Source organism: Kordia jejudonensis, from assembly GCF_001005315.1.
Lineage (GTDB): Bacteria > Bacteroidota > Bacteroidia > Flavobacteriales > Flavobacteriaceae > Kordia > Kordia jejudonensis.
On the sequence record NZ_LBMG01000032.1, the window covers coordinates 1 to 13,865 of the forward strand.

Here is a 13,865-nt window from a genome sequence, read left to right on the forward strand (position 1 = left end):
CGAATTACTTAACCTTTACAACTTCGAGTGATTTTCGAAGAAAATAGTATCGAGAAGTGCAGTTAGGTTAGAAGTGAGTATTGAGAAGTTAGAAATGAACACAGTTTTAATCCTTTAATTCTTCAATCTTTCAATTCTTCAATTTTTCAATCAAGCAAAGCGATCTAAATATTCGAAAGTGCTTCGGAAAGTTCCACCTTTTTATTTCTACTAAGTGGAATCAATTGTCCATCTATTTCAACATTTTTACTATTAAAACGATCGACTTTGTCTAAATTCACGATATAAGATTTGTGAATTCGTAAAAATTTATTTTCTGGCAATTGCTTTTCAAAAGCTTTCATCGTAGAAAGTACTACAATATTGCTATCGTCAGTAACTAACTTTACGTAATCGCCTAATGCTTCAATCCACTTGATGCTATTCAAAATAACTTTACGCTTTTTCAAATTGCTTTTCACAAAAATATGATCGTCATCTTCAGCGCTTTTTGCTCCGTAATTAGATTTGTCTAATGCACGTGCAATGGCTTTGTCAAAACGTTCTTTCGTTAAAGGTTTGTGTAAGAAGTCGGTAACGTCATAATTAAATGCTTTAAACGCATATTCTGTTTTACCAGTTACCATAATTACCTGTGGCGGATTTTTTAACGATTCAAGTAAATCGAATCCATTTAGAACAGGCATTTCAATATCCAAAAAGATTAAATCAACGTTATTAGTCTTCAACCCATTCTTTGCCTCTATAGCATTGCTATATTCAGCAATTAGGTTTAAAGATGGATGGTTCAGCGTCAACTTCGCAACAGCCATTCGCTGTATGGAAGAATCATCAACGATAATACAGTTAAGCTTCATATTAAAAAGCGATTTTATCAAATTTGGGTACATGCAATGTTATAAAAAATAAATCAAAGTCGCAACAAAATCAGGGATTTATTACTAATTTTATTACATAATTTAGCGAAAAAAAGATAGTTTTTTATTTGTAATCAAACAATAAAACAGTACTTTTGCGCTCAATTTTAATTAAAAAATAGTATTTATGAATCATTATGAAACTGTTTTCATTTTAAATCCCGTTTTATCTGAAACTCAGATAAAGGAAACAGTACAGAAATTTGAAGATTTCGTTGTTTCAAGAGGTGGAAAAATGATTTCAAAGGAAGATTGGGGACTAAAAAAGTTAGCCTACCCAATTCAGCACAAAAAAAGTGGTTTCTATCACTTATTCGAATTCCAAGCACCAGGAGAAGTAATTACTCCTTACGAGCTAGAATTTAGACGTGACGAGCGTATCATGCGTTATTTAACTGTAAGGTTAGACAAACATGCAATCGCTTGGGCAGAGAAAAGAAGAAATAGAAAAACCGCTAAATCTTAAGAAATATGTCTTCAATAGAACAACAAGCAAAAGGAAAGAAAGAAGGAGAAATTAGATATTTAACTCCTTTAAATATAGAAACTACGAAGGCAAAGAAATATTGCCGTTTCAAGAAATCTGGTATCAAATATATCGATTATAAAGATCCAGACTTCTTAATCAAATTCGTAAACGAGCAAGGTAAATTATTACCACGTCGTTTAACAGGAACTTCATTAAAATATCAACGAAAAGTGTCTGTAGCTGTAAAAAGAGCACGTCACTTAGCATTAATGCCATATGTTGGCGATATGTTAAAATAAAATAGAGACAGATTATGGAACTTATTTTAAGACAAGACGTTGAAAATTTAGGATTTAAAGATGACGTTGTAACAGTGAAAAACGGTTACGGAAGAAACTATTTAATTCCACAAGGATTTGCAACATTAGCAACAAGTTCAGCTAAAAAAGTTTTAGCAGAAAACTTGAAACAAAAAGCATATAAAGAACAAAAATTAGTTGATGAGGCTAACGCAACTGCAAAAGCATTGTTAGACTTAGAGATTAAAATTACTGCAAAAACAGGCGCTGGAACGAAACTTTTCGGATCAGTAAATAATATTAACTTAGCAGAAGCACTTGAAAAAGCAGGTCACTCAATTGAGAAGAAATTCATCAAAGTGATCGGTGGAAGTGTAAAAAGAACTGGTAAATACGAAGCAAAAGTAAGATTGCACAGAAGTGTAGTTGTTGACTTACCATTCGAAGTTATTGCAGAAGCAAAATAATAACGCAACGCGTTTATACAAAGCCACTCAATTTTGAGTGGCTTTTTTTATGGTTAAAAATTTGAATAATTGTAAATTTGCAACTCATTTTTGAAAAGCATGAAATACACAAGACTTACAAAGGAACAATTAGAAGAATTACACCAAGAATTCATCAATTTTTTAGCAACACAATCCATTACTGCGGATGAATGGGCAAGCATAAAAGCGGAAAAACCTGAAGTTGCCGAACAAGAAATTGATGTGTTTAGTGATTTGGTTTGGGAAGGTGTATTAACACGCGCAACATATCTAGAAAATATCTCTCCACAACACATGTATTTATTCCACTTGCGTGAAGATGAAATGAAGCTAATTGCAGTAAAAATCCTCAATGAAAACATCAATATCACGACGAAAGAAGGTTTTGCTTGGCTGCGTGATAATTATTCTACAGGAGAAGTTGAAATCTTAACAGCAAACAAAGCGTATTCAGAGGATAGAAATGCAGATAAATTTACATTAATACAACAAGGTTCAAATATTACAAAAGGACAGCTATTTCAGTGGTTTGAGGGAATGTTGGCTTAATGAATAGTAGTGAGAAATTAGTATTGAGTATTGAGAAGTTTCAAATGCACATCTTCACGAAAAACAAATGAACAGCAAAAGGAGTTTATAAGTTTCATGTTTTAAGAAATAGTAGTGAGAAATTAGTATTGAGAATTGAGAAGTTTCAAATGCACATCTTCACAAAAAATAAATGAACAACAAAATAAGTCTATCTGTTCATGTTACCTAAGCACCTATTTTACCAATACCCAACATCCAACACCCAATACCCAAACCTCCTTATGTTTTTAATATTCCCAAGTGTAATACTCTTCCACCAGTATGTGATACAGGATTCACATTTTTCCCTATAATAACCCCTTTTTCTGGCGCGAAGTATTCTTCTACAATATCTCCAAAAATATTTCGTATTGTGGCAATTTTATCGCCCTTTTCTACAAGTTCGGTCAGTTGAGAATGCACTGTAAGCAATCCGCCTTTAGCCGTATAAATCCAATATGATTTTTTGCAAATAATAGGCGCTACAATATCTTCTTCTACTTCACAATCGAGCAAATTTAGGTATCCAAGCAGATTGTAAATGCCTGTAAGTCCATCACGAATCAATCCTTTCTGAAATAGGTTTGGATTGCCAACTTCCATCGTAATTGCGGGAATTCCAAGCTCGTTAGCAGTTCCTCGGAGTGTTCCATCACTTGGTGGATTGTGTACAATGATTTGTGCATTTTGTAAAAGCGCCATTTTTTGTACTGTCACATCATTCATATCTGCCCGTACATAATACGAGTTTACACGACCATTACTAGCCGTATGTAAATCCAACAAATAATCAAATTGATTGATGATTTTATTTACAACTCTCCAGGTATATACATGACTTACGTTACCAAATTCAGCTCCTGGCATGATGTGGTTTAAATCAACATCATCAATAAATCTACGTTGATTACGTATGTATGATGGCACATTTACCACAGGAATTCCAACAATAGTTCCTTTGAGTTCACGCGTGTCAAGTTCACTAAAAAGTTTTTGAATTACAGAAATTCCATTCAATTCATTTCCGTGTACAGCCGCTGTGATGCCAACCGTTTTTCCTTCTTTGGCACCTTTAGCAACAATGACAGGAATACTAATAGGAGTTCCTAGCCCATCTTCGACAATTTTAAGCCAGTATCGAGTGATGGTTTCTTTCTCAATAGTTTCAATATTAATTTCCTCAACATACAGAGGAGTAGGTATGCGATCATTTTTCATTTGTTTTGTCTATAAAAAAAATCATTAATTCATTTACAGCCTCTTGAATGACTGTAATTCCTTTGTTTTTGTGAAGTTGATAGATTCCACCAACACTTGTTACATTTATTTCTGAGAGAATTCGTGTTCCTTCATCGTTGGTTAATGTATCAATTCCGTACATTCCAATTCCTAATTCTTTTAAAAATGGATTTACTTTTTGAACAATTTTTATTTCATCTTCTGTAATATCAGTATCAACAGAAGTTCCACCGCTAGCAATATTACACAACCAAGAATTTTCAGCAGGTATGCGCAATGTAGCTCCGAATATTTTTCCATTAATCACTACAATTCTTTTGTCGCCTTCGTGTACTTTTTTCAAGTACTTTACTGCTAAATATTCAATCTCTTTTTGGTTCAATTCTTTTAAAAAAGCATATTTCGACACTTTTTTATGCTCAATCCAAACGTTTTCTTTGTCTATACGAATCAATCCTTTTCCTCCGTAAGAATTCGTTGGTTTCAACACAATTTCTTCATGTTTTTCAGTAAAATCAATGATGTCGTCAACAGTTTTACAAAATTGCATCGGAGGACATAATGTTGGAAAATTTAGTAAGTATTCCTTTGTTCCTGCAATTTCAATCCCTGATGGTTTATTAATAATAACTTGATTTTTGAAAGTTTCTTCCAAGAAATCAAGCTGATCTTTTGATAAAGGCGGCGGCAATCGCAACCAAACAAAATCATACTCCGTACTTTCTTTTTTGTTAAGTCCATCTTTAAAAAACATACCATTTTCCACGAATTGAAAAGTAGCATCAATCGGTTTTACCCATAAAGAACTACTGGACTTGTTCTTTAAAAATGCACCATTTTCAGAAATGCCTAAAGAAGCAACATCTACAGATGCGCACAGTTCATGTTGTACTAACATACTCGCCATAATATAAAGTGAGTTTTCTGCTGTATGTGCGCTATGATTTGTTATGATTAAAACGGTAAACTTTTTCATTAATGAATTTTTATTTCATCTAATAAACTCTGATCATTGTTTAAACTTTTAAAAAGATTGTACTTAAAAACACCTTTGGTATTGATTAACATTTTCGCCATTTTGTCAATCGCAACCGTTGACAATACCGTTTGGATGTAAGCTTCTATCAAATCGTCTAATCCTAATCCTAGTTTGTTAAAGTCGCGTCTGTCCATCAACATTAATCGTTTTGCATCACTTCCCCAAGAACCATCTTTTTCTTTGTATGAAAGGTTTGTTCCTAACATTTCCCAACTATCTGAGCCATCGTGAATTTGATCTTTTAAAGGCGCTTTGGCTCTTCTTGCATATGCTACCAAAGGCAAAATTCCCTTTTTTGTAGCGCTTACCATCAAACGAACATCAGCAATATAGGTTTCATTCTTTTGGTTAGGAATCATGCCTACATGATACAATCTCCCAGAAGACGTAACGCTACTCCAATTAGAATTTCCGATCAAACTTTGAATGATAAATAGGTCATAATCAAAATCAATCGCCATAAAATTCTCTAATTCCTTTTCATTGATAATTGTATATACACCTTGTCCAGCGTTGCTATACGGAACTTTTATAACTGCTTGTCCGCCCAATTTATTTACCCATAACGGAATTTCTTCTTTTCTAACATCCCAAATGGTCTCAGGCGTATTTATTTTTAGTCCAAAAGGTTTTAATTCTGCATTGAATATATCATATGCTTTTGCTGCGACCATTTTATTTCGTCCACCTGCCAAACACACTATTGTAGGATTCAAAACCTTTGTTTTTGTGTTCAATGGAAGTCTATTCCACGGTTTTTGTGTCAAATAACGAAAAGCAGCTCTGATCGGAATTGGTTTTTCTTCATCAGATTTTACATGCATCACTCCATCTTCAAAAAACACTTTTGGAGCTGTATCGCCATTATGAAAAGGAACACAATACACAGGTTCGTTCATTACATCCGCAATAACTTTGGCGTATCCAAAAACTTCAATTTCATTTTTATCATATATTACTGCCAAGCTTCCTTTTACATCTTTAATCGTTTTAATGTACGGTTTAAAAGTTCTTTCGATAAGCAAACGATAACTTCCTTGTTCATCATTATCGTCTAATAATGGCATCGATTTTTGTCCTGATGGACATGAATTGTTTTCAATAACCACCATTTGTCTTTTGCCTCCTGAAGAAGTTACATTTAACAAATCGGCACCGCCCCATAAAAAGTATTTAGCTTTATAATTGAGGATTTCACGTAATTTCTCTGCACTTACCGATGGATGCATGTGGCAGTATCGTGTAATGATTCGATCTCTGTCAAGATTAAAAAAGAAATTAACCATTGGATGAATAGTTGCATTCAAAGCTTTAGGATACCAGTGATCAGTTGGCTCAAAATCATTTGGATGAAAAATCATTTTTAAATTTTGTTTGTAATATATTGTTTATAAAAAATTAATGTATGGCTAGGGAACAAAATATATTCCCTAGATTTTTTAGCATTACTTTTCTTCTTTCAATTTTAAAGCTGTGATAACATATGAAGTGTATTCTTCGTCTCCGTCGTCTTCTACCACTTCTTTATAGGTTACTTGAAATACTTTATTTTCGAACTTTTTTGACATCAAATCGTAAGTTTCTAAAACACTCTTTTCAACGTCTTGAAATTCAAGTGACTCGTCTTTTGTATCCGTGAAGTAGTAAATACCTTCTTCGTATCCGTCATACGTAGCTTCTATTGTTTTGTTTTGAGTGTTGGCAAATAAAAAGACAGCCAAGAAACAAGTAATTGTTGTGATTGTTTTCATTGTAATAAATTTTTTAAAAATTAAATTAATGGTGTTTCCGATTTTTGATATTTTGTAGCGCTCGGATGACGCAAACCAATCAATCTTTTAGAAGTATATTTTGCTGAATGTAATGCTGTTTTTAACGATACAAATCGTTGTTAAAAATTGATAAACAGTTGTGAACTCTAAAAAATAATTGGGTTATTTTCTATGCTGAAAAAATTAAGCAATAAAACATCGGGCGACAAGAATCGCGTCTATATACTTTAATAAGAAGTTTTTTGCGGAAGTTGGCTTTATATTTTGGTTACTTATCTGATAAGTTGTTAATGGATTTGACTTCCAAATATCCATAAACCCAAAATTGTAAACACATTTCATAATGTATAGCAAATAGCCAATGTAAATGTATATAAAAATTTGATATGCAATATTTTTTTTTCACTTTTTTGAAAAAAAAATAAAAAAAGCTTTTTGAACTCTTTTTTTCACTATGTTTGTTTTGTAAATGAGTTCATAAATAGAACGCATTGCCTATATAAATGAATGCTTTTTTCAGATTCGGGCTCAGGAGAATAAAGAAGTCTACTCCAAAAGCTGTCTTACGTATCAGACGCCGAATTCTCAGGCTGACTTCTGAAACAGAACATATTTTCAAGTGCTTATTACAACGCACTTTCATGCCGTTTACGGTATTTGCTTTCCGTATTTGAGAAAATCAAATCTTTATTGCTTTTTAATTACTAGTTCAACACCTAGTAATCCTTGATTATTTCTTTAATTCTTTACTCATTTTAACTAATGAAAACAAAATACATTGATCTCATTGAGCAAACATTTGATTTTCCTCAAAAAGAATTCACGCTTGATGAAAAAAAACAATTACAATTTCACGGCATTGACCTTTCCAAGCTCATTGCTGAATATGGTGCGCCTTTAAAATTTACGTACCTACCAAAAATATCGGAAAACATCAACAATGCAAAAACATGGTTTGCCAACGCGATGCAAAAACACAACTACGCTGGAAACTATAATTATTGTTACTGTACCAAAAGTTCACACTTTAAACATGTACTGAACGAAGCATTAAAAAATAATATTCATATTGAAACGTCTTCAGCGTTTGATATTGATATTGTAGAAAACCTAAAAGCACAAGGCAAAATTACAGACGAAACATTTGTCATAAGCAATGGTTTTAAACGTGATCAATACATAAAAAATATCGGAAGACTCATCAATAATGGACACAAAAACTGTATTCCTATCATTGATAATTATGAGGAAATCAGCTTGTTGAGCGAAGAAATCAACGGGAATTACAATATCGGAATTCGAATTGCTTCTGAAGAAGAACCAAAATTTGAATTTTATACATCGCGTTTAGGAATTGGCTACAAAAACATTGTACCTTTTTATAACCGAGAGATCAAAGATAACCCAAAAGTAACGCTCAAAATGTTGCACTTTTTCATCAATACAGGCATTCGCGATACAGCATATTACTGGAACGAATTGTTAAAATGTATGAAAGTGTACATCAACCTAAAAAAAGTATGTCCTTCATTGAACAGTCTTAATATTGGTGGCGGTTTCCCGATCAAAAACTCATTAGCGTTTGATTATGATTACGAATATATGATTGATGAAATCATTCAACAAATCAAACAAACCTGCGACGAAGCTGACGTGCCTGTTCCAAACATCTTTACAGAATTCGGAAGCTTTACCGTTGGCGAAAGTGGCGGCGCTATCTATGAAGTTTTATACCAAAAACAACAAAACGATCGTGAAAAGTGGAATATGATCAATTCATCTTTTATCACAACAATGCCAGATACGTGGGCAATCAATAAACGTTTTGTGATGTTACCAATTAATGGATGGCAAAAAGAATACGAACGCGTATTATTGGGCGGATTAACGTGTGATAGTGACGATTATTACAACAGTGAACAACACATGAACGCTATTTATTTGCCAAAATATAACAAAGAAAAACCGTTATACATAGGCTTTTTCAATACTGGCGCATATCAAGAAACCATTGGTGGTTTTGGCGGATTGCAACATTGCTTAATTCCACAACCGAAACACATCTTAATTGACCGTGATGAAAATGGAAAAATCGTAACAGGCTTGTTTTCACAACAACAAACATCCGAAAACTTGCTGTCGCTTTTAGGCTACGATTACCAAATCAACAATGAACTTTCGGATACACAACAAGAAAAAGGCATTCAAAAAACAACAATAGAAGTAATATAACCAACATATATAGTAAACTAAAAGTAGTAGTAACAATTTTAAAAAAAATGAAAACCACAAAAACATACGCAGGTATTCCTGACGAGTACGCAAACTTCGAAACATCAAAAATCATGTTAATCCCAGTTTCCTATGATGGAACAAGTACTTGGGGAAAAGGTGCCGATAAAGGACCAGAAGCTTTTTTACACGCTTCTGAAAATATGGAATTGTACGATATTGAAACCGATAGTGAAGTGTACAAACAAGGAATTTACTTAGCGGATACCATCACAGAAGATACATCACCGGAAGCTATGGTAAACGCAGTTCATGAAGTAACAAAAACAAACATCAAACGCAATAAATTTGTAACCCTAATTGGTGGCGAACACTCTATTTCCATTGGCGCTATGAGAGCTTTTGACGAATGTTTTCACAATTTAACCGTATTGCAAATTGATGCACATGCCGATTTGCGTAAAGAATACGAAGGTTCTAAGTACAATCATGCTTGCGCGTTATACGAAGCGAATCAAAACACAAACTTAGTGCAAGTTGGAATTCGTAGTATGGATGCGATTGAGCGCACCGAAATGAACGAAGACAATGTGTTTTTTGCACACGATATGGTCAATGATGATTATTGGATGGACAATGCCATTGAAGCAATGACTGACACGGTATATATTACTTTTGATTTGGATGGGTTTGATTCGTCTATCATGCCATCAACAGGAACACCAGAACCTGGCGGATTATTTTGGTACGAAACGTTAGAGTTTTTAAGACGTGTATTTGAAGAAAAAAATGTAGTAGGATTTGACATTGTAGAACTTTGCCCAAATCCGAACAATAAGTCATCAGATTTCTTGGCTGCAAAATTATACTACAAAATGTTGAGCTATAAATTTTTAGCGCAAGATGAAGATGAAGAAAATGAAAACTTATACAAAACAGCAAACGAAAATAAAATCAATCGTTTAAAATACAATGATGACGAAGATGAAGACTAACGGCGCCATTACACAATTCATAGAAAAATACTTCTTACACTTCAATGCAGCGTCTTTAGTAGATGCCGCAAAAGGATACGAAGCCAATCTTGAAAACGGTTCAAAAATGCTTGTATCGTTAGCAGGCGCTATGAGTACTGCTGAATTGGGGAAAATATTTGCAGAAATGATTCGTCAAGACAAAGTACATATCATTTCCTGTACAGGTGCGAATTTGGAAGAAGATATCATGAACTTAGTCGCGCATTCTCACTACAAACGTGTGCCAAATTATCGCGATTTAACGCCGCAAGACGAATGGGATTTGTTAGAAAAAGGCTTAAACCGTGTGACAGATACTTGCATTCCAGAAGAAGAAGCATTTCGAAGATTGCAAAGTCATATCTATAAAATATGGAAAGATGCGGAAGCGAAAGGCGAACGCTATTTGCCACACGAATACATGTACAAAATGTTATTATCAGGTGTATTGGAAGAATACTATGAAATTGATTTAAAAGATTCTTGGATGTACGCTGCGGCGGAAAAAAACTTACCAATTGTATGTCCTGGTTGGGAAGATAGCACAATGGGAAATATTTTTGCTAGTTACGTGATGAAAGGAGATTTGCAAGCAAGTACCATAAAATCAGGTATAGAATACATGACGTTTTTAGCAGATTGGTACACAGAAAATTCAGAAAATGGAATCGGATTTTTCCAAATTGGAGGAGGAATTGCAGGCGATTTTCCAATATGTGTGGTGCCAATGTTATATCAAGATATGGAACGAACTGACACACCATTTTGGAACTATTTCTGTCAAATAAGCGACTCAACTACCAGTTACGGATCGTATTCAGGAGCTGTACCAAACGAAAAAATAACCTGGGGAAAACTTGATATTGACACGCCAAAATTCATCATAGAAAGTGATGCTACCATCGTGGCACCGCTGATATTTGCTTACTTATTAAACATGTAATTCAAAAAAAATAAACTGTGAAACCACAAAGAGAAAATTTAAAACGCGTCATTGTTGACTTTAAAAAGCTGACACCTGAAATTTTAGGACTTTTAGTAGAAAAATATCCTTTTGGCTACGAAAAAGAACACATTATAAAGTTCAAAAATGCCAAAGGAGAATCTGTAGAAGCTGTTGAAGTCATAGCTGGCGACACAAAATATTTAGTAAAAGTAAGTGTCAAGCTCGAAATGACAATGGAGAATTATGATGAAGATGATTATGCAGATTATGACGACGACGATCCAGATGCAGTGCAAGCTCCTTCAATGGATGATGATTATTAATCGTAGTAACGTTTGCTAGAATGAAAACGATTCAAAAAACACGTTTGCTGGCAGTAAAAGGAGAGCAACTTTTAGTCATTGAAAAAAAAGATGCTATCAAAAGATTTACACTTGCTGGTGGCGTAAAAAAACGTAACGAATCACTTGAAGAAAGTCTTGTTAGAGAAACACAAGAAGAAATTGGGTTGTATCTAAATGCTAAAACACTTGCGCATGTAATTTCGAAAGTAAAATTGAAACAAAACATTACAACTATAAAGCATCATTTCGTAACAACAATAAAAACCAATGTATTCAAAGTAGTTGAAACAGAAAAATTTAAAGCTGTATATTGGTGTTATTGGGAAGACGCATTGCCATATTTAGATAAAGAAGACAAAAATGCAGTAAAAAAGTATTTCAAAAGTAAATTTAAAAAGAAAGTAAAATCAAAAAATTATGAAAGCAGCATTCCACCTCGCATTGCCATGTGATGATATTCAAAAAGTAAAAGAGTTCTACGTAGATATTTTGGGCGCAATCCAAGGACGTGGAACCGACACATGGCTTGATATCAATTTGTATGGAAACCAATTAACGTTTACCAATGCAGGCTCTTTTAACTTTGATTTTAAAAACTATCGTTTAAGCGGGCAAGTATTACCATCATTTCACTTTGGTGTTATTGTCGACATGGAAACTTGGGGGAAACTCTACACAAAATTGTTTTCCATGGACATCGAAGTAACTACCGAAGTAACCTTTTTGGAAAACAAAGCTGGAGAGCATATTTCCTTTTTTGTGACTGATCCTGATGGGTACAAAGTAGAATTTAAAAGTTTTAAAAACGAAAACGAAATATTCACGCATGCATAACTACAGATGGTAAGGTTGTGTCAAAAGCAATCTTACCATTCTAAAAACATGAAACCAACAAACATAGAAAACATTGAGCTTACTTTTTTAAGTATTGATGATTATCAAGAACTAAAAGAAGCAATGATTCAAGCATACAAAACGATGCCTGATTCATATTGGCAGGAGTCACAAATTGAAACCTTACTGACAAAATTTTCGGAAGGGCAAATTGTTATCAAAATTAACGGGCAATTGGCTGGTTGTGCGTTGTCAATTATTGTTGATTACAATTCGTTTGAAGATTCACACACGTACAAAGACATTGTGCAAAAATCATTTGATGCACACACTAACGAGGGCGATGTATTGTATGGAATTGATGTATTTATCAAACCTGAATTTCGTGGACTGCGTTTGGGAAGACGTTTGTATGATTATCGTAAAGAATTGTGCGAGAAAAGAAATTTAAAAGGAATCGCTTTTGGCGGACGAATTCCTAATTATCACAACTATGCGGATACTCTTAGCCCAAAAGAATACATCGAAAAAGTAAAGCGAAAGGAAATTAACGATTCTGTATTGAACTTTCAAATTTCAAATGATTTTCATCCGACAAAAGTTCTAAAAGGTTACTTAAAAGGAGATGAAGCTTCGAATGAATTTGCGGTATTGATGGAGTGGGACAATATTTATTATGAAAAACCTACTAAAAAGGCAACCACGAAGAAAAAGATTATTCGTTTAGGCTTAATTCAATGGCAAATGCGTCCGTACAAAGATTTGGAAGAATTATTGCAGCAAGCCGAATTTTTTATTGACGCTGTTGCGGGATATCGTTCAGATTTTGCTCTATTTCCAGAATTTTTCAATGCACCTTTAATGGCGATCAACAATCACATGTCTACGCCTGATGCAATTCGTGAACTCGCGAAACATACCAAAGCCATCGTTGATAAATTTTCAGAATTTTCTATATCCTACAACATCAATATCATTTCAGGAAGCATGCCCGAAATACGTGATGGTAAGCTGTATAATGTCGGTTATTTATGCAAGCGTGACGGAAGTATGGAACGGTATGAAAAACTGCACGTTACACCTGATGAAGCCAAAGTTTGGGGAATGCAAGGTGGAAACAAATTGCAAAGTTTTGATACCGATTGTGGCAAAATAGGAATCTTAATTTGTTACGATTCAGAATTTCCTGAGCTTAGCCGATTACTTGCAGATGAAGGAATGGATATCTTGTTCGTTCCGTTTTTAACAGATACACAAAACGGATATTCGCGAGTGCGAAACTGTGCGCGTGCGCGTGCTATTGAAAACGAATGCTATGTAGCTATTGCAGGAAGTGTAGGCAACTTGCCAAAAGTGCAAAATATGGACATTCAATTTGCACAATCAATGGTATTTACACCGTGTGATTTCTCTTTTCCAACCAATGGAATTAAAGCAGAAGCCACGCCAAATACGGAAATGATTCTTATTGCAGATGTTGATATCGATTTGTTACGTGAGTTGAATCAGTTTGGTGCCGTAAAAAACTTAAGAGATCGTAGAAAAGATTTGTTTGAGTTGAAAAAACTGAATGTGAAATAAATTTGAAAGTATTTGTTAGCTCTATTAATTCACGAACTTTTGTAGAAATATACTTTTAAATAGTACTTGTGCAGAAATATCAAAAAAGCCATCTCAACGAGATGGCTTTTTAACAAACA

Annotated in this window: 16 protein-coding genes; 11 read left to right on the forward strand and 5 right to left on the reverse strand. The window is 34.0% G+C overall.

Features of this window, described 5'->3' with window-relative positions:
• Positions 1 to 164: 164 nt before the first annotated feature.
• Positions 165 to 857, reverse strand: coding sequence for a LytR/AlgR family response regulator transcription factor (locus tag AA089_RS15480; protein WP_046757891.1), 693 nt, complete (start codon positions 855 to 857; stop codon positions 165 to 167).
• A gap of 187 nt (positions 858 to 1,044) precedes the next feature.
• Here AA089_RS15480 and rpsF point away from each other — a divergent pair, with 187 nt between their 5' ends.
• The 4 genes from rpsF to AA089_RS15500 all read left to right on the forward strand — a co-directional run bounded on the left by rpsF (position 1,045) and on the right by AA089_RS15500 (position 2,722).
• Entirely contained in the window at positions 1,045 to 1,383 is a 339-nt protein-coding gene (rpsF, locus tag AA089_RS15485) for a 30S ribosomal protein S6 (protein ID WP_046757892.1), read from the forward strand.
• A gap of 5 nt (positions 1,384 to 1,388) precedes the next feature.
• Positions 1,389 to 1,685 (forward strand): 30S ribosomal protein S18, encoded by a 297-nt coding sequence (rpsR, locus tag AA089_RS15490; protein WP_046757893.1) that lies wholly within the window; start codon positions 1,389 to 1,391, stop codon positions 1,683 to 1,685.
• A 14-nt stretch (positions 1,686 to 1,699) separates the two neighbouring features.
• Positions 1,700 to 2,152 (forward strand): 50S ribosomal protein L9, encoded by a 453-nt coding sequence (gene rplI / locus AA089_RS15495; protein ID WP_046757894.1) that lies wholly within the window; start codon positions 1,700 to 1,702, stop codon positions 2,150 to 2,152.
• A gap of 99 nt (positions 2,153 to 2,251) precedes the next feature.
• The gene (locus AA089_RS15500) at positions 2,252 to 2,722 is read left to right on the forward strand and encodes a DUF6495 family protein (RefSeq protein ID WP_046757895.1); all 471 of its coding nucleotides are present in this window, start codon (positions 2,252 to 2,254) and stop codon (positions 2,720 to 2,722) included.
• A gap of 261 nt (positions 2,723 to 2,983) precedes the next feature.
• Here AA089_RS15500 and AA089_RS15505 read toward each other — a convergent pair whose 3' ends face one another.
• From AA089_RS15505 to AA089_RS15520, 4 genes are all read right to left on the reverse strand, one after another.
• Entirely contained in the window at positions 2,984 to 3,961 is a 978-nt protein-coding gene (locus AA089_RS15505; RefSeq protein WP_046757896.1) for a succinylglutamate desuccinylase/aspartoacylase family protein, read from the reverse strand.
• Positions 3,951 to 4,958, reverse strand: coding sequence for an ATP-grasp domain-containing protein (locus tag AA089_RS15510; RefSeq protein WP_053002475.1), 1,008 nt, complete (start codon positions 4,956 to 4,958; stop codon positions 3,951 to 3,953). The genes AA089_RS15505 and AA089_RS15510 overlap by 11 nt, the downstream gene beginning before the upstream one ends.
• Positions 4,958 to 6,382, reverse strand: a complete 1,425-nt coding sequence (locus AA089_RS15515) for an ATP-grasp domain-containing protein (RefSeq protein ID WP_046757897.1) — start codon at positions 6,380 to 6,382, stop codon at positions 4,958 to 4,960. The genes AA089_RS15510 and AA089_RS15515 overlap by 1 nt, the downstream gene beginning before the upstream one ends.
• An 84-nt stretch (positions 6,383 to 6,466) precedes the next feature.
• Positions 6,467 to 6,772, reverse strand: a complete 306-nt coding sequence (locus AA089_RS15520) for a hypothetical protein (protein WP_046757898.1) — start codon at positions 6,770 to 6,772, stop codon at positions 6,467 to 6,469.
• Between the two features lie 783 nt (positions 6,773 to 7,555).
• Here AA089_RS15520 and AA089_RS15525 point away from each other — a divergent pair.
• The 7 genes from AA089_RS15525 to AA089_RS15555 are packed head-to-tail and all read left to right on the forward strand — an operon-like array spanning position 7,556 to position 13,746.
• Positions 7,556 to 9,025, forward strand: coding sequence for an arginine decarboxylase (locus tag AA089_RS15525; protein WP_046757899.1), 1,470 nt, complete (start codon positions 7,556 to 7,558; stop codon positions 9,023 to 9,025).
• Positions 9,026 to 9,072: 47 nt separating this feature from the next.
• The gene (speB, locus tag AA089_RS15530; RefSeq protein WP_046757900.1) at positions 9,073 to 10,020 is read left to right on the forward strand and encodes an agmatinase; all 948 of its coding nucleotides are present in this window, start codon (positions 9,073 to 9,075) and stop codon (positions 10,018 to 10,020) included.
• The gene (locus AA089_RS15535; RefSeq protein WP_046757901.1) at positions 10,010 to 10,984 is read left to right on the forward strand and encodes a deoxyhypusine synthase family protein; all 975 of its coding nucleotides are present in this window, start codon (positions 10,010 to 10,012) and stop codon (positions 10,982 to 10,984) included. The genes speB and AA089_RS15535 overlap by 11 nt, the downstream gene beginning before the upstream one ends.
• Positions 10,985 to 11,001: 17 nt before the next feature.
• Complete coding sequence (locus AA089_RS15540) at positions 11,002 to 11,310, forward strand: hypothetical protein (RefSeq protein WP_046757902.1); 309 nt, start codon at positions 11,002 to 11,004, stop codon at positions 11,308 to 11,310.
• 20 nt (positions 11,311 to 11,330) lie between these two features.
• Positions 11,331 to 11,783 (forward strand): NUDIX hydrolase, encoded by a 453-nt coding sequence (locus AA089_RS15545; protein WP_046757903.1) that lies wholly within the window; start codon positions 11,331 to 11,333, stop codon positions 11,781 to 11,783.
• Positions 11,749 to 12,165 carry a VOC family protein gene (locus tag AA089_RS15550; RefSeq protein WP_046757904.1) on the forward strand — a complete coding sequence of 139 codons (417 nt, stop codon included), beginning with the start codon at positions 11,749 to 11,751 and terminating at the stop codon, positions 12,163 to 12,165. Before AA089_RS15545 ends, AA089_RS15550 begins: the two co-directional genes overlap by 35 nt.
• Positions 12,166 to 12,213: 48 nt before the next feature.
• Positions 12,214 to 13,746, forward strand: a complete 1,533-nt coding sequence (locus tag AA089_RS15555) for a bifunctional GNAT family N-acetyltransferase/carbon-nitrogen hydrolase family protein (protein ID WP_046757905.1) — start codon at positions 12,214 to 12,216, stop codon at positions 13,744 to 13,746.
• Positions 13,747 to 13,865 lie beyond the last annotated feature (119 nt).

Bases quoted from the DNA above. Each gene is read 5' to 3' on its own strand.
- AA089_RS15480 (WP_046757891.1), bottom strand. From the start codon at position 857: ATGAAGCTTAACTGTATTATCGTTGATGATTCTTCCATACAGCGAATG.
- rpsR (WP_046757893.1), top strand. From the start codon at position 1,389: ATGTCTTCAATAGAACAACAAGCAAAAGGAAAGAAAGAAGGAGAAATT.
- speB (WP_046757900.1), top strand. From the start codon at position 9,073: ATGAAAACCACAAAAACATACGCAGGTATTCCTGACGAGTACGCAAAC.
- AA089_RS15550 (WP_046757904.1), top strand. From the start codon at position 11,749: ATGAAAGCAGCATTCCACCTCGCATTGCCATGTGATGATATTCAAAAA.
- AA089_RS15520 (WP_046757898.1), bottom strand. From the start codon at position 6,772: ATGAAAACAATCACAACAATTACTTGTTTCTTGGCTGTCTTTTTATTT.
- AA089_RS15510 (WP_053002475.1), bottom strand. From the start codon at position 4,958: ATGAAAAAGTTTACCGTTTTAATCATAACAAATCATAGCGCACATACA.
- AA089_RS15555 (WP_046757905.1), top strand. From the start codon at position 12,214: ATGAAACCAACAAACATAGAAAACATTGAGCTTACTTTTTTAAGTATT.
- AA089_RS15535 (WP_046757901.1), top strand. From the start codon at position 10,010: ATGAAGACTAACGGCGCCATTACACAATTCATAGAAAAATACTTCTTA.
- AA089_RS15505 (WP_046757896.1), bottom strand. From the start codon at position 3,961: ATGAAAAATGATCGCATACCTACTCCTCTGTATGTTGAGGAAATTAAT.
- AA089_RS15515 (WP_046757897.1), bottom strand. From the start codon at position 6,382: ATGATTTTTCATCCAAATGATTTTGAGCCAACTGATCACTGGTATCCT.
- AA089_RS15525 (WP_046757899.1), top strand. From the start codon at position 7,556: ATGAAAACAAAATACATTGATCTCATTGAGCAAACATTTGATTTTCCT.
- AA089_RS15500 (WP_046757895.1), top strand. From the start codon at position 2,252: ATGAAATACACAAGACTTACAAAGGAACAATTAGAAGAATTACACCAA.
- rplI (WP_046757894.1), top strand. From the start codon at position 1,700: ATGGAACTTATTTTAAGACAAGACGTTGAAAATTTAGGATTTAAAGAT.
- rpsF (WP_046757892.1), top strand. From the start codon at position 1,045: ATGAATCATTATGAAACTGTTTTCATTTTAAATCCCGTTTTATCTGAA.
- AA089_RS15545 (WP_046757903.1), top strand. From the start codon at position 11,331: ATGAAAACGATTCAAAAAACACGTTTGCTGGCAGTAAAAGGAGAGCAA.